This is a genomic window from Clostridium sp. D46t1_190503_E9 (assembly GCF_015555225.1).
Lineage (GTDB): Bacteria > Bacillota > Clostridia > Clostridiales > Clostridiaceae > Clostridium.
In genome coordinates this window covers 29,915-49,955 of record NZ_JADNKB010000012.1, presented here as the reverse complement: position 1 = coordinate 49,955, position 20,041 = coordinate 29,915, and the positions used below count along the sequence as shown (strand labels likewise).

The 20,041-nt window shown below is 27.6% G+C and carries 16 protein-coding genes; 15 read left to right on the top strand and 1 reads right to left on the bottom strand.

All coding sequences use genetic code 11. The features are described 5' to 3' along the window. The first annotated feature begins 17 nt into the window (after positions 1–17). The 5 genes from I2E83_RS13895 to I2E83_RS13875 all read left to right on the top strand — a co-directional run bounded on the left by I2E83_RS13895 (position 18) and on the right by I2E83_RS13875 (position 7,700). Positions 18–806 (top strand): SDR family NAD(P)-dependent oxidoreductase, encoded by a 789-nt coding sequence (locus I2E83_RS13895; RefSeq protein WP_195430508.1) that lies wholly within the window; start codon positions 18–20, stop codon positions 804–806. A gap of 82 nt (positions 807–888) precedes the next feature. Then, positions 889–1,260, top strand: coding sequence for a hypothetical protein (locus tag I2E83_RS13890; protein ID WP_195430506.1), 372 nt, complete (start codon positions 889–891; stop codon positions 1,258–1,260). Positions 1,261–1,771: 511 nt separating this feature from the next. Beyond that, the gene (locus tag I2E83_RS13885; RefSeq protein WP_195430505.1) at positions 1,772–2,605 is read left to right on the top strand and encodes a deoxyribonuclease IV; all 834 of its coding nucleotides are present in this window, start codon (positions 1,772–1,774) and stop codon (positions 2,603–2,605) included. 427 nt (positions 2,606–3,032) lie between these two features. Continuing rightward, a complete protein-coding gene (locus tag I2E83_RS13880; RefSeq protein WP_195430503.1) occupies positions 3,033–4,199 on the top strand; it encodes an SAM-dependent methyltransferase in 1,167 nt (388 codons plus the stop codon). Between the two features lie 126 nt (positions 4,200–4,325). After that, positions 4,326–7,700 (top strand): AAA family ATPase, encoded by a 3,375-nt coding sequence (locus tag I2E83_RS13875; RefSeq protein WP_195430502.1) that lies wholly within the window; start codon positions 4,326–4,328, stop codon positions 7,698–7,700. 293 nt (positions 7,701–7,993) lie between these two features. On the opposite strand, the gene I2E83_RS13870 is transcribed toward I2E83_RS13875, so the two are convergent. Continuing rightward, positions 7,994–9,103, bottom strand: coding sequence for a GerMN domain-containing protein (locus I2E83_RS13870; protein WP_195430501.1), 1,110 nt, complete (start codon positions 9,101–9,103; stop codon positions 7,994–7,996). Positions 9,104–9,265: 162 nt separating this feature from the next. Between I2E83_RS13870 and I2E83_RS13865 the strand changes: the two genes are divergently transcribed. From I2E83_RS13865 to I2E83_RS13820, 10 genes are all read left to right on the top strand, one after another. Further along, positions 9,266–10,246 carry an alpha/beta hydrolase gene (locus tag I2E83_RS13865; protein WP_195430500.1) on the top strand — a complete coding sequence of 327 codons (981 nt, stop codon included), beginning with the start codon at positions 9,266–9,268 and terminating at the stop codon, positions 10,244–10,246. 84 nt (positions 10,247–10,330) lie between these two features. Continuing rightward, on the top strand, positions 10,331–11,665 hold the full coding sequence (locus I2E83_RS13860; protein WP_195430498.1) for an FAD-dependent oxidoreductase: 1,335 nt from the start codon (positions 10,331–10,333) through the stop codon (positions 11,663–11,665). A 298-nt stretch (positions 11,666–11,963) separates the two neighbouring features. After that, the gene (locus I2E83_RS13855) at positions 11,964–13,280 is read left to right on the top strand and encodes a YgeY family selenium metabolism-linked hydrolase (RefSeq protein WP_195430496.1); all 1,317 of its coding nucleotides are present in this window, start codon (positions 11,964–11,966) and stop codon (positions 13,278–13,280) included. Positions 13,281–13,335: 55 nt separating this feature from the next. After that, positions 13,336–14,529: a knotted carbamoyltransferase YgeW gene (ygeW, locus tag I2E83_RS13850; protein WP_195263520.1), complete on the top strand. Its 1,194-nt coding sequence runs from the start codon at positions 13,336–13,338 to the stop codon at positions 14,527–14,529. A 123-nt stretch (positions 14,530–14,652) separates the two neighbouring features. Next, positions 14,653–15,585 carry a carbamate kinase gene (arcC, locus tag I2E83_RS13845; protein WP_195430495.1) on the top strand — a complete coding sequence of 311 codons (933 nt, stop codon included), beginning with the start codon at positions 14,653–14,655 and terminating at the stop codon, positions 15,583–15,585. Between the two features lie 15 nt (positions 15,586–15,600). Further along, positions 15,601–16,815, top strand: a complete 1,215-nt coding sequence (gene dpaL, locus I2E83_RS13840; protein WP_195430493.1) for a diaminopropionate ammonia-lyase — start codon at positions 15,601–15,603, stop codon at positions 16,813–16,815. Positions 16,816–17,305: 490 nt separating this feature from the next. After that, positions 17,306–18,166 carry an ABC transporter ATP-binding protein gene (locus I2E83_RS13835; RefSeq protein WP_195430491.1) on the top strand — a complete coding sequence of 287 codons (861 nt, stop codon included), beginning with the start codon at positions 17,306–17,308 and terminating at the stop codon, positions 18,164–18,166. Further along, on the top strand, positions 18,160–18,933 hold the full coding sequence (locus I2E83_RS13830; RefSeq protein ID WP_195430488.1) for a hypothetical protein: 774 nt from the start codon (positions 18,160–18,162) through the stop codon (positions 18,931–18,933). The genes I2E83_RS13835 and I2E83_RS13830 overlap by 7 nt, the downstream gene beginning before the upstream one ends. A gap of 2 nt (positions 18,934–18,935) precedes the next feature. Next, positions 18,936–19,310, top strand: coding sequence for a GntR family transcriptional regulator (locus I2E83_RS13825; protein ID WP_195430485.1), 375 nt, complete (start codon positions 18,936–18,938; stop codon positions 19,308–19,310). A 5-nt stretch (positions 19,311–19,315) separates the two neighbouring features. Further along, the gene (locus I2E83_RS13820; protein ID WP_195263526.1) at positions 19,316–20,035 is read left to right on the top strand and encodes an ABC transporter ATP-binding protein; all 720 of its coding nucleotides are present in this window, start codon (positions 19,316–19,318) and stop codon (positions 20,033–20,035) included. The last annotated feature ends 6 nt before the right edge of the window (positions 20,036–20,041 follow it).

Sequence of the window (20,041 nt, the reverse complement as noted above, 5' to 3'; positions counted from 1 at the left end):
TATTTTGGAGGTGCCCTATGAAAAGATTAGATAATAAAATTTCTTTAGTAACTTCATCAACAAGAGGAATAGGATTAGAAATAGCTAAAAAATTAGGTGATAATGGGTCAAAGGTTTATCTCGCTGTAAGGAGGTTAGATGCAGGTAAAAAGATTGGAAATGAAATTATTGCAAATGGTGGTAAAGCAGATGTAGTATATTTTGATGCAAGTAAGCCAGAAACATATAAAACTATGATAGAAGAAGTCATTAATAAAGAGAAAAAATTGGATGTATTAGTAAATAACTATGGAGGAACTGATGTAAAAGCAGATTTTGATGTAGTTACAGGAACTACAGAAGATTTTTTTAGAATCGTACAAGATAACTTGCAAAGTGTATACTTACCTTGTAAAGAAGTAATACCTCATATGATAAAAAATGGAGGTGGAAGTATAATTAATATATCGACTATAGGATCAGTAATTCCTGATTTATCCCGTGTAGCTTATGTTGTATCAAAGGCAGCAATTAACTCTTTAACACAAAATATAGCAGTTCAATATGCAAGGCAAGGGGTTAGGTGCAATGCGATATTACCAGGTCTTATAGCAACTGATGCTGCTATGGACAATATGTCAGAGGAATTTATAAAAGGGTTTTTACGACATGTTCCATTAAATAGAATTGGAAAGCCAGAAGATATAGCAAATGCAGTAGTATTTTATGCTAGTGATGAATCATCTTTTATTACTGGAGATTTAATTGAAGTTGCAGGAGGATTCGGACTTCCAACTCCATTGTATGGGGATTCTATCACAAAATAAGAGAGAATGTATAATTGTTTTATGTAGTAATATATACTGTAAAGGAAATTAATGTTATAATAGTAAAAAAGGGGGATTTAATATGAAAGATAATAGAATTAACTTAGTTATAAAATCTTTACTTTGGGGTATAGCTTGGCTTGGGGTAGCAGCATTAATAGGATTTATAATAACTAAAGTAACACCTTATAAAAACTTTGAAAATATCTTATTTATAGAAGGTATCATATTAGTTTTTGTAGGAATCTTTGCATCAATATCGGGTGATCCAATGGGACTTTCTATGCAAGGGCTTGGACAGAATAGTGCTCAATATGCAGCTATTGCAAATTTAGAAACTACTAAAAGGGAAAAAGAAAAATCTAATAGAAAGTTAGATGTAGCACTAGCAGTTAGTACATTTTCTTTAATATTAGGTGGCTTGTTTAGCGCAGGTGTAACTTTTATTATCTAGTTTTATAGAAAGCTATTAGGAGTTATAGAAATTAGTATAAAGCTTTTTATTAGTATTATTTATAAAAATATATAATTAAATTTTTTCATCAATATCAGCAGATTCAATTGCCCTTTCACTAATGGGAGGGGGTAGAAGCTATAGAGCAGAAATAGATATCTCATTTGCTTTTAGTAGTTTATCTTTAATAATTGGTGGAATTTTATCTACTGCATTAACTTTTATAATGTAAATTAGAATTTATGTTTTTATAATAGAGTTGCTATTTAAATTATAGCAACTTTATTTAGTTTTAAATATTATATTTAGATATATTTATTAAGTAATAAATATTATTAATTAGTCTTGATTTAGTATAGACTATTATAGTATTATTTTATATAACTAGCAGAAACTAATATTTAAAATAATTAGTTTGCAATTTAGAAATAAAAATAAGATATGTTAATATTATTTTGTAAAAATTATAAAATTAATAAAATTGAAATAAGACTATGCTTTGGAGGGAATTATGTTAAATATAGGATGTCATTTATCAACTACAAAAGGTTTTGAAAATATGGGAAAAGAAGCACTACAAATTGGAGCAAATACATTTCAGTTCTTCACTCGTAATCCAAGAGGTGGTAAAGCAAAAGAAATAGATATGGATGATATGGAAGGTCTTTTAAAAATTGCAAGGGAAAATAACTTTGCAACTATTTTAGCACATGCTCCATATACATTAAATGCATGTTCCGCAGATGAAAGAACAAGAGAATTTGCAAGAGAAATGATGGCAGATGATTTAAATAGAATGGAACTTATGCCAAATAATTTATATAACTTTCATCCAGGAAGTCATGTAAAGCAAGGGGTAGAGGTAGGAATTAATTACATAGTAGATTTACTTAACTCTGTATTAAGTAAAGAGCAAACTACAACAGTTTTATTAGAAACAATGGCTGGAAAAGGTTCAGAAGTTGGAAGAACTTTTGAAGAAATAGCAGAAATAATATCAAGAGTTGAATTAAAAGAAAAAATGGGAGTTTGCCTTGATACTTGCCATATTTATGATGCAGGATATGATATAGTAAATGATTTAGATGGGGTTTTAGAAGAGTTTGATAGAATAATAGGATTAGATAGATTAAAAGCAATTCACTTAAATGATAGCAAAAATCCATTTAAAAGTCATAAAGATAGACATGAAAAAATTGGAGAAGGTTCTTTAGGATTAGAAGCTATAACAAGAATAATTAATCATCCAAAGCTTAAACATTTACCATTTTTCTTGGAAACTCCAAATGAATTAGATGGTTACGCCAAAGAAATAGAACTATTAAGAAGTAATTATGTAGAATAATAAAATTTCTTGCTATCTAGTAATTTCTTGTGTAATATTTACTTATCAATACGGAATTTTTATAAATTGTAAATATAAAGGCTACGATAACTAGATATGTTCCATAAGCTAAATAGCTACGCAAAGAAGTTCTAGGCTTGGAAAAGCTACTATGCCAAGAGTTTTGGTTAACTCGCTGAGCTCAAACAATTAAGCAACACTAAGGCCTAGTAGTTCTTCTAACGCCAAGCACTTCTAATTGCTCGCTATATGCTTATTCCACAATCTATTTATCTTCGCCAACTTATATTTTGCCACTTTAAACCATTAAACGAAGAATTAGCCTCATTAATGCTATGTTTAAATTGGAGATATTATATAAAAATCGGAAAGTTAATACATATCATTATGTTTAATTTGCAATTTATAGCAAGGAGTTGTTTTAGATATGGAAGATTTAAAAAATGCTATTTGTGAAATGTTAAAAGAAGAAATTATAAAGATAGTTATTAGTAATAAAGCAAATAAAGAAGTTGAATATAATAAAATAAATTTTTTACTTAAGGAAAATAATAAGGGGAAAAAATATTATCAAATAGAAAAATTTACTGATAAGCAAGTTTTTCATGAAAATATTGAAATTAATCAATTAGAAAAATCATTATTTAATGCTTTATATGAAAATTATAAGCAATTATCAGCATGGTCTAATGAAACCTCTTTTGATTTAAAAATATCAAAAAAGGGAAAAGTTTTTTTAGGAAAGAAAAAGAGTAATAACTCAAATCTTTCTAATAAGAGCCATAATAAAGAAAAAAACTATATATTAAAGGAAGGTATGATAATAGAACCTTTAATAGATTTGGGGGTTTTTACTAAAGAAGGTAAGGTCATAAATTCTAAATATGATAAGTATAAGCAAATAAATAGGTTTATTGAGATAATAGATGATGAAATAAAGAAAAATGAATATAAAGAGCTTACTATATTAGATTTTGGTTGTGGAAAATCATATTTAACATTTGTTTTATATTATTATTTTGTAGAGATAAAAAAGATAAATGTTAAAATGATAGGTTTAGATCTTAAAGCTGATGTTATTAAAAAATGTAATGAAATAGCTAAAAGATATAAATATGATAATTTACATTTTGAACTTGGTGATATAAATGGTTATAAATATGAAAATAATGTTGATATGGTAATAACACTACATGCTTGTGATACAGCAACAGATTATGCATTATATAACGCAATAAAATGGAATGCAAAGATGATTTTCTCTGTACCATGTTGCCAACATGAGTTTAATCATCAAATGGAAGCAAACACATTATCTATATTAATTAAATATGGTATAATTCAGGAAAGAGTAGCAGCATTAATGACTGATGCAGTAAGGGCAAATCTTTTAGAAGCAGCTGGCTATAAGACACAGCTTTTAGAATTTATTGATATCGCTCACTCACCTAAAAATATATTAATAAGAGCTTCAAAATCTAAAATTTCAATTGAGAAAAAGGAAAAAGCTTTAAAGGAAGTTGATTCACTTATAAGTGAATTTAATTTTAATCCAACATTATTAAATTTATTGAAAAAAGATGATTTAATATAAATTACAATGCTGTACTTTTAAAGTACAGCGTTTTTTTATATTAATGATTAAGTTACACTAACTTTGATAAAAATAATATGGAATAGTTCAATGACAGCAAACTATAAAATGAATGGGAGGACATATATGGAGATGAATGAATTGAAATTATATATAGAAAAGAAATTGAATAAAGAATTCATAGGTCAAAGAGAATTTTTTAAAGAAATATCAGAATATTTTATAAATAAAATAGAAAATGAAGATAAAGGGATTTTAATTGTAGCAGGACATAAAAATACATTTAAAAAGGTGAGTATAAGATGTATTTTTGAGGAGTTATATAAAAATAAACTAATAAGAAATAAAAATTTAGATGAAATTGATTTAGCATCTTATAATTTTAATTTGGGATATAATGCTTTTTTAACAGACCTATATGAAAAGTTAGGTAATAATAAATCAGAAGGTGTAATGTTTAAAAATGCAGAAAAAGCATCAAAGGAAATAATGAAGATATTATCAAATATATATCCTAATACTTGTATTCAATTAAAACATGATTATGTAATTAAGAACAAATTTTTAGTAGAAGCTAAAGAGCAAGATAAAAATAAAATTAATAAGATAGTGTGTCATAATAAGTTTTTTATATTTATTTATAACTATGAAGATAAGAATGAATTTGAAGATTTTTTACAGGTATCATTAAAAAATAGTGATAGAATTTTTTATACTAGAGAGCTTACTGAAAAAGAAAAGAATATAATTATAAGAAAAAAATTAACAAATGAGATTGAAAAGATAAAAGATGATTTTGGGATACAAATTCTATTAGGATTTAAGGACAGTGGTAACGAAAAAGAAAAATTTAGTGTTTGTGAATATCTTCAAAAGAACTTTAGTAAAAATAGTGGTTTTGATATTACAGAATATATATATTATAAATTGAGTGATCCTTTAAGAAATTTAATATTAAAAGAATCAATAGAAGAGGGAGAAAAGATACTAGTATATGTAGATTATAATAAAATACATTGTAAGGTGAATAATGAGATATATAGATTAAATAAATATTCCACCCCTACTTTAGATGAGGTTAGATATAAATTAGAATCTATAATAGGGGTTAAGGATCTAAAAGAATTTTTAATAAATATAGAAAATAATTATAAGGTACAAAAAATAAGAGAAAAGCTAGGAATGAGAACATCTAGAATATCTTTAAATATGATATTTGCAGGAAATGCAGGTACTGGAAAGACAAATGCAGCAAGGATAACTTATGAATATTTAAATGCTTTAGGATTATTATCAAAGGGAGTATTTGTTGAGGTTAGCAAGGCAGATTTTATAACAGAAAATATTAATGAAACTGCTAAAAGAACAAATGATATAATAAGTTCAGCAATAGGAGGAGTACTATTTATCGACGAAGCATATGCTTTGTGTGAAAGCGAAGATGATAAGGTTGGAAAGGAAATAGTAGATGCTTTATTAAAAGGAATTGAGGATAATAGAAATAATTTAACAGTTATATTGGCTGGATATGAAAAAGATATGGAAGAATTTTTAAGCTTTAATCAAGGACTTAAATCTAGATTTCCTAATACAATTCATTTTGAAGATTATAATCCAAAAGAAATGTATGAAATTGCAAAGCAAATTGCAAAAGCTAAGGGATATAGAATTGCAAAAAATGTTAAAAATGATTTGATAGATTTGTTTACAAGAAATCAACTTACAGGAAAAAATGATTTGGGGAATGCGAGGTTTGTAAGAAATATAATAGAAAATGCAATTATATATTCTTCAAGAAAATATTTAAATAGTAATAAAGGTGAAATAGATTTATTAGAAAGAGAAGATTTTAACTTTAAGGCTAGTGCTAAATTTGATTTAGAAGAAAAATTAAAAGATATAATAGGTTTAGAAGAAGTTAAAAATCTTTTAAGAAGTCAATATAAGCTTTTAATTGCTCAGGAAAAAAGAAAGTCTGTTGGAGTAAATACAAAAATAGATCAAAATTTAAATATGGTATTTGCAGGTAATCCTGGTACGGGAAAAACAAGCATAGCAAGGTTAGTTGCAGAGATGCTTAATAGCATGGGATTATTAAAAGTAGGTCAGTTGGTAGAAACAGATAGATCTAGTTTTGTTTCTAATGTGCAAGGAGAAACCTCTAAAAAGACAGAAGAAAAATTTAAAGAAGCTTTAGGTGGTGTACTATTTATAGATGAAGCTTATACTCTTGCTAATGATAGTTTAGGAAGAGAAGCTATAGAAACACTCCTTAAATTAATAGAAGATTATTCAAAAGAAGTAATAGTTATTTTAGCTGGATATGAGCAAGAAATGGAAGAATTCTTTGATGTAAATATAGGACTTAGATCAAGATTCCCATTGTGGACTAATTTTGAAGATTATAATCCAAATGAACTTTTAGAAATGTCTATAAGACTAGTTGAATCAAAAGGATTTAAGCTATCTAAGAATGGATATACAGCACTTAAAAAGAGTTTTGTTGATATATATGAAAATTCTGATGCTCAATCAGGAAATGGTAGAATGGTAAGAAATTATGTTGAAAATTTAATAAGAATTCAAAGCATAAGAATTGCAGAAGAAGATATAAGCGTTTATGAAATGAATTTAATAACTTCTAAGGATGTTGAAAAGCTTAATACTTCTCAATATGACAATGAATTTGATTTAGAAAAAAGATTAAAGGATTTAATTGGAAATGAAGAAGCCAAAGAATTTTTAAGAAATCAATATAAATTAATGAGAGTAAAGGAAAGACGAAAGAGATTAGGATTATCTACTGATATAAATAGATATATGAACATAATTTTTACTGGAGATATTGGAACGGGTAAAAAAACTGTGTTAAATATATTATCTGAAACATTATATAGTATGGGTGTTGTAAAAGCTAAAAGTATAGTAGAGCTCAATAAAGAAGAAATTATAGATAATATAAAAGATGGAATATCTTTTGAAGATATTTTAAATAAGCAAATTGGCAAAGTAGTTTATATAGATAGTGCGGAGTTCTTATTAGAAGATACATCAAATAGAATAATAAAGGACTTAATCAAATTTATAGACAAGAATAGTAATAGAATAGTTATAACTTTATCAGGAAAAAGTAAAGATATTAAAAGTCTTATGCAGTTAAATCCAGAATTAAATTATAGGTTTCCATCAATGTTAAACTTTAAAGATTATAACAAAGATGAATTATTTAATATGGCACTAAGCATTTTAGAAAATAAGAAATATGTTATAGATGATGAATCTAAAGAAACTTTAAACAAGACAATAATAGAATTAGATGATAATAGAAATTTAAGTTTAAGAAATGGCTTAATGATAAAACAATATTTAGATATTCTTATTAGAGAACAAAGTATTAGAATTTGCGATTCTAAAATAAATCCTAAAGAAATGAATACAATAATCTCAAGTGATATTACTAAGAGTAAGAATCAATTTTTATTAAAGAATATTTTTGATTGATGGTTTTAAATATAAGCGTAGAAGATATATATGAAAATAGAAAAGCAATAGGGGCAATAGAATATTTATATATTTTATTTATTCATTGTTTGTAGTTACTATTAATTTCTTTATAGTAACTACATATATTTGAAATTTAGAATTTGGGTTAATAGATATAGTAGTTAGTTTTGTATGAAAACAAAACTAACTACTTTTTTAATAAAAGATTATGAACTTATTTATATAAATAAATTGGAATAGTGTGAAGGTACTAGTATCTAAATTAATTATCAATCTAATAAAATAATTTATTAGATATTTAAAGGCTTGATATTATCTACATCTATATTAATACATTCATTTACTTCTAAAATTATATGGCTACCTGAATAAGGTTTGCCATTTACTAATATTATAACTTTATCTACGCCATAATTATATCCATAAGTTAATGCTAATGATTTTAAAGCAGCGGCTTCACTTCCAGAACCAAGATTACTTAATAAATTATAATAAGATTTTGACAAGTCAACAGTTAGTGTATTATTTTCTCTATCTAGCTTAGCTGAACGAATAGATAAGCTATCGCCAAAATTAAATAAATTTTTATCTGGAGGATTTTTTAGTTCATTTGATAATGCAGTTACTAAGGCACCATCTATAACTTCAATAGGTTTATCTTTATAATAAAATACATCGTCAACGCAATTGTAGTAATATATTCTTGAATTTATAGTCTTTTTTACAGCATTAGTTTCGCTATTATTACCAGTATTAGAATTATTGTAAGAAGTTTTAGAATAAGGGATAGCAGAGCTATAATCTACATTAAAATACCCATTAGGAAGATCACCTTTTAAAGAAGTATATAGCTTATCTCCAAAATAAATGGCAACTTTATCAACATTTAAATTATAAGCATAGGTGGATATTAATGAAGATAATAATCCGCTTTCTGTTGAAGATCCAAGAGTCATTTTATCAACATACGAAGAAGAAAATACTACAGTTAGAAGTTTTTTATTTTCATCTAATTTAGCAGAAGTGATTTCTACTTCGTTAGTTAAATTTAAAAAATTGTTGTTAGGGGAATAGTTTTGAAGCTCTTTGGTTAAAGCTTTTACTATAGCTTTGTCTGATATTTGAATTTCTTTATCTATATAATAAAGTTTCAATTTTGAAGAATCGAAATAAAATAAACGAACTTTAGTATTAGTAATTGATTTATTTTCATTAGAGTTATTATTTGATGGTTTATCATCAGATGGATTATCCTTATCCTTATCATCATTTGGATTTTTTTCTTCATCAACAATATTTTTTGAAGGAGTAGATACTGGCTCATCTTTACTTTTATTACATCCAATTAAAATAAGTGAAAATACTAATGAAAATATTAATAGAAATAATCTTTTTTTCATAGAATCACTTCCTAAATTTAATATCAATATAGTGTATTATTATACATAAGTATTATTGACAAAAATATAAAATTAATAAAAGTTTAATTTATTGTATAAATATTTGAAATATAATATAAATTAAAATAGTAAGGGACTATTATATTAATGGAAGGAGAAACAATGAAGAAATTTTTAAAAGTTTTAGGGATAATAATTTTAGTAGTAGTTTTAGTAGGTGGAATTTTTCTATATTCTATAAGAGATAGAATATCTTTATATACAAGTGTATTAAAGAAATATAGTGAGTTTGTAGAAAATGAAAAAAGTTTAACAGAAAATTTGTCGTTAAAATCTATAGATTCTATTGATTATGATGATATTATATATAAAAACACTAATGGAGTTCCATTAACTCTTGATATTTATGGACCAAAGAAAAGTGTTAAGGGTGGTTCACCAGTAATATTATATGTGCATGGTGGAAGCTGGGTGTATGGAAATAATGAAATACCAGAAGCAATATCACCACTTTTAGATGCATTTAGAGAAGAAGGCTTTACAATAATAAGTACTAGCTATGAGCTTATGAAAGGTGAGGAAAATTTCAGTAAACAAATTAGTGATGTAAAAGATACAATAAGATGGATACATAAGAATAAAGATGATTATGGATTTAATGCTGATAGGATAGGTGTTATAGGTGCATCATCTGGAGCACACTTAGCATTAATGGCTGCATATAGTAGCGAAGATGAATTTGTTGATTCACAGGAACTACAAGGTTATCCATCAAATATAAAGTATTTAATAGATTTTTTTGGACCAACAGATTTAACAACTTTAGATACTAGCAATGTTCAATGGGATTTAGAACAAATAATAAATTCAGTAGGAGAACAAAAGGAAGATATTTTAAAACTTTATAGTCCAGTGAATTATGTAGATAAAAATGAGCCAAATACGTTAATAGTTCATAGTAAACAAGATAATACAGTACCTTATGAAAATGCAGAAATATTATATAATGAGCTTAAAGAAAAAGGAAATAAAACAGAACTTATAACATTAGAAGGAGCTAGCCATGATTTTTCACAAATAAATATAGATGAAATTGTATCAGTTGGCATAAAAATGTTAGAATTTATTGCAAAAAATATGTAGACTACATTATAAATGAATATTAAATAATTTTTAGCAAACTCTATTTATATAATAGTTAAACTAATTATATAAAGGAGAATATTTATGAAAGTAATTGTAATAGGATGCACTCATGCTGGTACATCAGCTGTTGTAAATTTAAAAGAATTATATCCAGATTCAGAAGTAGTAGTATATGAAAAAAATGATAATATTTCATTTTTATCATGTGGAATAGCTTTAAGTGTTGGAGGAGTAGTTACAGAGCCAGAAAAGCTTTTTTATAATTCTCCTGAAAACTTATCTTGCAGTGGAATAGTTGCAAAAATGAAGCATGAAGTGTTAGATATAGATTTTGATAATAAAAGGATTAAAGTTAAGAATTTAGTAAGTTCAGAAGAATTTGAAGATAATTATGATAAACTTATTTTAACTTTAGGTTCTTGGCCAATAGTTCCAAATTTAGAAGGACTAGATCTTGAAAATATATTATTATGTAAAAATTATAATCATGCTAAGATAATTGATGAAAAGAAAGATTCAGCAAAAAATGTTGTTATAATTGGAGCTGGATATATAGGTGTGGAGTTAGCTGAGTCATTTGAAATGTTAGGAAAAAAAGTAACATTGATTGATGCAGAAGATAGAATTATGTCTAAGTATTTAGATAAGGAATTTTCTGATATTGCAGAAAAAGAGTTTACTAATAGAGGAATTAAATTAGTTCTAGGAGAAAAAGTAGTAAAGTTTAGCGGCGATAATGGAAAAGTTCAAAAGGTAGTTACTGATAAAGGAGAATACGAAGGTGACTTAGTAGTACTTTGCATAGGATTTGCTCCAAGCACAAAATTAGTAAAAGGAAAATTAGAAACTTTAAAAAATGGTGCAATAATAATAGATGATTATATGAGAACTAGTAGGGAAGATGTTTTTGCAGCAGGAGATTGTTGTATGGTAAGATATAATCCAGCAAAAGATAGTAGATATATTCCTCTTGCAACAAATGCAGTTAGAATGGGAATGTTAATTGCTAGAAATATAAAAGAGCCAAAATTAAGGTATATGGGAACACAAGGAACATCAGGAATAAAGATTTATGATGAGTGTATTGCATCTACAGGGTTAACAGAAGAAGGAGCAAAACTTACTACAAATTTTGAAGTAGAAAGTGTAACAATAAATGAAAAAAATAGACCTGAATTTATGCCTACGTTTGAAGATGTTATGTTAAAATTAGTTTATGAAAAAACTACAAAAAGAATTGTTGGGGGACAAATTGCTTCCAAAGTAGATATGACTGAATTTATGAATACTCTTTCAGTTGTAGTTCAAAATGAAATGACTGTTGAAGAACTTGCAATGACAGATTTCTTCTTCCAACCACATTTTAATAAACCTTGGAGTATTTTAAACTCTGTAGCATTAAAAGCATTAAAATAAAGGTTGAAAATAGAGTTTATAAAATTATAGCTTATCAAAATGATAAAAATAAAAAAATAGCACTAAAAAGCTTATAAAATACTGGATTTAACCAAAGTGATAAAGGATTATCAAAATGATAATCCTTTATTTTTTTAATAAAATAGTCTTTAAAAAGGCCTTAAAATCATAAAAATATTAAGAAATCATATTAATAATTAAAGAAAAAGTTGGCATGGGTTTTGCTTAAAATATAAATGATGATTTTAATAATAATATTAAAAATTTAATATATTAAAACTATAAGGGGGAAAAGAATATGGATTTTACGAATATTAAATCACAAGCAGAGGGATATAAAGTTCAAATGACTAAATTTTTAAGAGATTTAGTAGCTATTCCTGGAGAAAGCTGTGAAGAAAAAGGTGTTGTTAACCGTATAGCAGAGGAAATGAGATTATTAGGTTTTAATAAAGTTGAAATAGACCCACAAGGTAATGTGCTAGGATATATGGGAACTGGTGAGACATTAATAGGATTTGATGCACATATTGATACTGTTGGTATAGGAAATAGAGCAAACTGGAACTTTGATCCATATGAAGGATATGAAAGTGAAACTGAAATAGGTGGACGTGGTACTTCAGATCAATTAGGTGGAATAGTTTCAGCTGTTTATGGTGCAAAAATAATGAAAGATTTAAATCTTTTAAGTGAAAAATATACAGCTTTAGTTGTAGGTTCAGTTCAAGAAGAAGACTGTGATGGACTTTGCTGGGAATATATAATTAAAGAAGATAATATAAGACCAGAATTTGTAGTTTCTACAGAGCCAACAGATGGAGGAATCTATAGAGGACAAAGAGGTCGTATGGAAATTCGTGTTGATGTTCAAGGAGTTTCATGCCATGGTTCAGCCCCGGAAAGAGGAGATAATGCAATTTATAAAATGGCTGAAATATTAATGAATATTCGTGACCTTAATGAAAATGATGCAGCTGATGATAAAGAAATCAAAGGATTAGTAAAAATGTTAGATGAAAAATATAATAAGGAATGGAAAGAAGCTAATTTCTTAGGAAGAGGTACAGTTACAACTTCTCAAATATTCTATACTTCTCCAAGTCGTTGTGCCGTTGCTGATTCATGCTCAGTATCTTTAGATCGTCGTATGACTGCAGGTGAAACTTGGGAAAGTTGTTTAGAAGAAATCCGTAATCTTCCAGCTGTTAAGAAGTACAATGCAACAGTAAGTATGTATAACTATGATAGACCAAGCTATACTGGATTAGTATATCCAATTGAATGCTACTTCCCAACTTGGGTAATTCCAGAAGATCATATTGTAACAAAAGCAATGGAAGAATCATACAAAGGACTTTATGGAACAACAAGAAGTGGTGCTGCTGTAACTGAAGAAATGAGAAAAGCTCGTCCACTTACTGACAAATGGACATTCTCAACAAATGGAGTATCAATAATGGGACGTAATGGAATTCCTGTAATAGGATTTGGACCAGGTGCAGAAGCAGAAGCACATGCTCCAAATGAAAAGACTTGGAAAGAAGATTTAGTTAAGTGTGCTGCTGTATATGCTGCATTACCAACAATTTATTGTGCTAATAAAGAAAAATAATAAATTAATAATTGAATAAATAAAAATCAAAATAATGAAGGGTAGGAATTTTAAAATGGCTTTAATGGACAAGTATATTAATGAACTTAATCAATTAGATTTTTCAAAAATGTATAATGATGACTTTATGGAGACTTGGAAAAAAAGTGACGATGAATTAAAAGCTGTCTTTACAGTTGCAGAAGCTTTAAGAGATTTAAGAAAAAATAATATTTCTACAAAAATATTTGATAGTGGACTTGGAATTTCTTTATTTAGAGATAATTCAACTCGTACAAGATTTAGCTTTGCATCAGCTTGTAATCTTTTAGGATTAGAAGTACAAGATTTAGATGAAGGAAAATCACAAGTAGCACATGGAGAAACTGTTAGAGAAACAGCTAATATGGTTTCATTTATGGCTGACGTTATAGGGATAAGAGATGATATGTATATAGGTAAAGGAAATACTTATATGAGAGAAGTATCAAAGGCTGTAAGAGAAGGATATGAAGAAGGAACATTAGAACAAATTCCAACTTTAGTAGATTTACAATGTGATATTGATCATCCAACACAAGCTATGGCAGATGCTCTTCATTTAATTAATGAATTTGGTGGAATAGAAAACCTAAAAGGTAAAAAAGTAGCTATGACTTGGGCATATTCACCATCCTATGGAAAGCCATTATCAGTTCCTCAAGGTATTATTGGACTATTAACAAGATTTGGAATGGACGTTGTTTTAGCTCATCCAGAAGGATATGAAGTAATGCCAGAAGTTGAAGAAATTGCTAAAGAAAATGCTAATATTTCAGGTGGATCATTTACAAAAACTAATTCAATGGAAGAAGCATTTAAAGATGCTGATATCGTATATCCAAAGAGCTGGGCTCCATTTGTTGCTATGGAAAAGAGAACAGATTTATATGGAAATGGAGATTTTGATGGAATAAAGGAATTAGAAAAGGAATTATTAGCACAAAATGCTGAACATAAAGATTGGCAATGTACTGAAGAGTTAATGAAGACAACTAAGGATGGAAAGGCATTATATTTACATTGCTTACCAGCGGATATTACAGGAGTTAGTTGTGAAACTGGAGAAGTTGATGCTTCAGTATTTGATAGATATAGAAAACCTCTATATAAAGAAGCTAGTTATAAGCCATATGTTATAGCAGCTATGATTTTCTTAAGTAAGGTTAAAAATCCACAAGAAGTTTTAGATAAATTAGAGTCAGCTAAGAAAGAACGTCAATTTAAATAAGCTTAACACTATAAATAGGCTTTTATCCTAGAATAGAAAAAGATGGATAAAAGCCTCTAAAATATTTAGAAAAACTCAAAATTTAAATCATAAATTCTAAGGGAGTATATAGGGAGAGAAATTATGAAAAAGAAAATTGTAATAGCATTAGGTGGGAATGCATTAGGAAATAATTTAGAAGAGCAAATGGGTGCAGTTAAGTCAACTGCAAAGGCTATAGTAGATTTAATTGAAGAAGGACATGATGTCGTTATATCTCATGGAAATGGACCTCAAGTTGGTATGATAAACCTTGCTATGGATGCATTAACTAAGTCAAATCACAAATATTCATCTATTCCAATGTCTGTATGTGTTGCAATGAGTCAAGGATATGTAGGGTATGATTTGCAAAATGCACTTAGAGAAGAGCTATTAAGTAGAAAGATAGATAAATCAGTAGCAACAATTATTACTCAAGTTGAAGTAGATAAGAATGATAAAGCATTTGATAATCCAACTAAACCTATTGGAAGTTTTATGACTAAAGAAGAGGCAGATATGTTAATTGCAAAAGGTGAAAGTGTAGTAGAAGATGCAGGAAGAGGATATAGAAGAGTAGTTGCATCTCCAAGGCCAAAGAGTATTATAGAAATTAATACAATTAGAAGTTTAGTAGATGCTGGACAAGTTGTTATAGCCTGTGGTGGTGGTGGAATTCCAGTAATTAAAGAAGGAAATCACTTAAAAGGAGCTAGTGCAGTTATAGATAAAGATTTTGCTAGTTCTACATTAGCAAAAGAGTTAGATGCTGATTTTCTAATTATATTAACAGCTGTAGAAAAGGCTGCTATAAACTATGGTAAGGAAAATGAAAAATGGTTAGATAATGTTACAGTTGAAGAAATGAAAAAATATGTTGAAGAAGGGCATTTTGCTCCAGGATCAATGAAACCAAAGGTAGAAGCTGGAATAGAGTTTGCAGAGTCAAAAGAAGGAAGATATGCTCTTATAACATTATTAGAAAAAGCTAAAGAAGGAATTCAAGGAAAGACTGGAACAAGGATTATTAGATAATTAGGAGGTTTAATAATGGGGGAAAATATACTGTGGAAAGAAAATACCATGCCAAAAAGTAAAAAAGATGGTGATTTGGATTTTTTAAGTATGGATGAAATAAATAAAGCTAGAAACTTTCATAAGAGTTTTCCAGAATATAGTGTTACACCATTAATTAACTTAGAAAATTTAAGTGAAAGATTAGGACTTGGAGGAATTTATTTAAAAGATGAATCATATAGATTTGGTTTAAATGCTTTTAAAGTTCTAGGTGGATCTTATTCAATGGGAAAATACTTAGCACAAAGGTTAAGTATGGATATATCAGAATTGCCATATGAAAAATTAACTTCAGATGAAGTTAGAGAAAAACTTGGTGATATTACTTTTGTTACTGCAACAGATGGAAATCATGGAAGAGGAGTTGCATGGACAGCTAATAGATTAAAACAAAAGTCAGTAGTTTATATGCCAAAGGGATCTTCCTTAATAAGGCTTGAAAATATCAGAAAAGAAGGAGCAGAGGCTTCAATCACAGATATGAATTATGATGATGCTGTAAGACTTGCAGCTAAATATGCAGAAGATCATAATGGAGTAGTAGTTCAAGATACTGCTTGGGAAGGATATGAAGAAATTCCAGCATGGATAATGCAAGGATATGGAACCATGGGACTTGAAGCATTAGAGCAATTAAGAAATGATTATAAAGTAGAAAGACCAACGCATATATTCTTACAAGCAGGGGTTGGTTCACTAGCTGGTGGAATACAAGGATTTTTTGCTTCTGTATTTGGTGAAGATTGCCCAACTACCATTGTAGTTGAAGCTAAAGAAGCAGCATGCTACTATGAATCAGCTATGGCGAATGATGGAAAACCAAGAGCTGTTGGTGGAGATATGCCAACAATAATGGCTGGACTTGCATGTGGTGAAGTTAATATAACAGGATTTGAAGTTTTAAAGAATCATTCTAAAGTTTTTGTATCAGCTCCAAATTATGTTGCAGCAAATGGAATGAGAGTTTTAGGAAACCCACTTAATGGAGATAAGAAAGTTGTTTCTGGAGAATCAGGGGCAGTTACTTTAGGGTTAGTTTATGAATTAATGACTAATCCAAAATACAAGGATTTAAAAGAAAGTATTGGACTAGATGAAAATTCAAGAGTTCTTTTATTTAGTACAGAAGGAGATACTGATCCAGATAAGTATAGAGAAATTGTTTGGGAAGGAAGCTATAATAGATAATTGACAGTTGATAGTGCATAATTGATAATTAAGCATCTTTTTAGGAATTTTAGGTCTAGAAATTTAGATAGTATAAATGTGTAAAAAGGGTCTGTATCAAAATAAATTTTGATATTAGCCGATAAAAAGGGAAGTTCTGATTAGATTCGAACTTCCCTTTTTGCGTATATACAAATAACAGAAAAATTTCTGTTTAAGTTCAAAAACGCCTTTAAGCAAGTAAAATCAATGGTTTGAAAGGGGCTCGCGAAACGCGAGCCCCTTTATAAAAATAAGAAATCAACTTTTCTAATGCAATAAAGATTACTTAAAATTAAATAAATTTTATATTAAATAGATTTCTGAGACTGCATCTATTTTATTTAAAACTATTTAAATAAAATATTAATAATAAAAATAGGAAAATACTTGAAATTGATTCCATTAGTATATATACTGTATATATAGATATAAACAGTATATATACTGTTATTTATAAGGAGGAACTTTTATGACTGCTTTAATGGAGATAGAAAACTTAGAGAAGAATATAGGAAATTTACATTTAAGAGGAGTTAATTTTAAAATAGAGCCTGGTTATATAGTTGGATTAGTAGGTGTAAATGGTTCAGGTAAAACAACACTTATTAATACAATGTTAAATTTATATAAGAAAGATAGTGGAAGTGTAAAAATTAATGGCATTTCTATGGATGCTAATGAAAAAGATGCAAAAGATCAAATTGGTTTTGTTCTTGATGAAAATATGTTTGAGGATACTATGAGTGTAATAAGTAATGGAAAAATTTATGGAAGTCTTTATAGTAAGTTTGATGAAAATTTATTCCGTAAATTTTGTCAGCGTTTTGAAGTACCTCTTAAGAAGAAAGTAGGTAAGTTATCTACAGGTTTAAAGGTTAGATTCCAGTTAGCCTTTGCTTTATCTCATGATGCAAAACTATTTATAATGGATGAACCAGCAGCAGGGTTAAACCCTCTATTTAGAAAAGAGCTTATAAATTGTATGCAGGAAATTGTAGAAGATGGAACTAGAAGTGTGTTATTTTCCACTCATATTACAGAAGATCTTGATCAAGTTGGAGATTATATAGCTTTACTTCATGATGGGGAAATATTTTTCTATTTAAGTAAAGAAGAGCTTCAGGAGAAGTATTTAATTATTAAAGGTAGTAAAGAGCAAATTCAAAATCTTAAGGTCTCTAATATTATTTATCGAGAATATGGAGAATATCATAATTGTGCTTTTATTGAAAAGGTAGAGGGCGAAGATTATTTAGATATGGAAGTTAAAGTTCCAATAATAGAAGAGGTCATGTATTATTTAGAAAAAGGAGGGTACTCTAAATGCTAAAAATTATTATAAGTGATTTATTAGTAAACTTAAAAAGGTCTTGGGTAAGTGTAGTACTCAATATTATTTTATTTATTTTAATAACTATTTATATACCATCTTTTGTATTGGCTACAAATATACCAGCGGATATTCCTAGAACAAAAGAAGCTGTAAGTAAATTATTATTGGAAGAGCATATGATAAGGCTTATTTTCCCTGTTATATATAGTATGGCATTTATTACAATGTTTGATATAACAAAAAAAATTCCATTAAGGCTTAGTAAAGCAATGTTTGTATGTGCAGCAGGTGAAAAGGAAAAAATGAAATATATGTACTTACAGTTATATATAAAGATTATTTTTGGATTTATGTTTATTTTTATAGCAAGTTATAGTTATATAGGTAAAATATTTCTTAATAAAGGTATAATATTAAATTTAATAGAGCTTATTTTATGGTTTTTTATTATATTAGATATTAATTTAAAAATAGGTATAGGTGAACAAGGATTAAAAAAGAAAGATAAAGAAGGATATATAATATATTCTAAAGAGGAAGAAATAGTTAATTATTATTGGATTTGTTTATTAATGCTGGAGGCTATAGTTTTTTATTCATTGTCTATTCTTAATATACAATTAAATTTTTTAGGGGGAATAGGCTGGATTATAGCTCTTATAGTAAATGCATACATTGCTTACCATTGTATAAATCCAATTTTAAAGAAATCTCTTTCATATGAAGATGTTTATAGGCAAATACCAGATACGAAAGAAGGTTAATAATGAATATTATTTTAGATACAGATAGTAATATTTCAATTTATGAGCAAATAGTTAAATCTATAAAAAATTCAATCATACAAGAATCTATAATGCCAGGAGATTTATTACCATCCATTAGATCTCTTGCTAGAGATCTACAAATAAGTGTAATCACAACAAAACGTGCATATGAGGAACTTGAAAAGGAAGGGTTAATTTATTCAGTTCAAGGTAAGGGGTTTTACGTAAAAGAGCCAAATCGTCAAAAGCTTCGAGAGGAGCAGCTTAAAGATTTTGAAAATAATTTTGAAAGTTTAATTAGTGAGGGTAAAAAATTAGAACTTACACTTGAAGATATGCAAGATATTTTAAAGACTCTATATGAAGGGAGATAGCCTTTATGACAAATAGTATACAATGTGAAAATATAGTAAAAAAATATAAAGATTTTTCACTTAAATCAGTTTCTTTAACAATTAAACCAGGATATCTTACAGGGCTTATTGGAATAAATGGCGCAGGTAAAACTACACTTATTAATATTATATCTGGATTAGATACTGACTTTGAAGGGAAAGTAAATATAAATGGAATTGATATAAAAAAGAATACTTCTGAAGCAAAGCAAGAAATTGGTCTAATTTCTGAAAAACTTTCATTTTTTATGGATAAGACAGCATATGAAAATGGAGTACTTCTTGGAGAATATTTTAATAATTGGAGTATGGAAGATTATTATATATGGCTAGATAAAATGAATATTCCTAAGGGGCAACCATTATATCAATTTTCTAAAGGAATGAAAATGAAATTTCAAGTATGTTTTGCTATGGCACATAGTCCCAAATTTCTTCTTTTAGATGAACCAACAGCGGGATTTGATCCTGTTTTTAGAAAAGATTTTTTAAATATGCTACAAGATATATTAAATAAAGATATTGGAATTCTTATGTCAACTCATATAACTAGCGATCTTGATAAGATTGCAGATTATATTATCTTACTTGATAATGGTGAAATTAAAATAAATGATACTAAAGAAGCTCTTGAAGATAATTTTAAAAGAAAGCAATTAGAAGATTCCTTAAATAAAAAATTTCACATAAGTGATTTACTTTAAAAATAA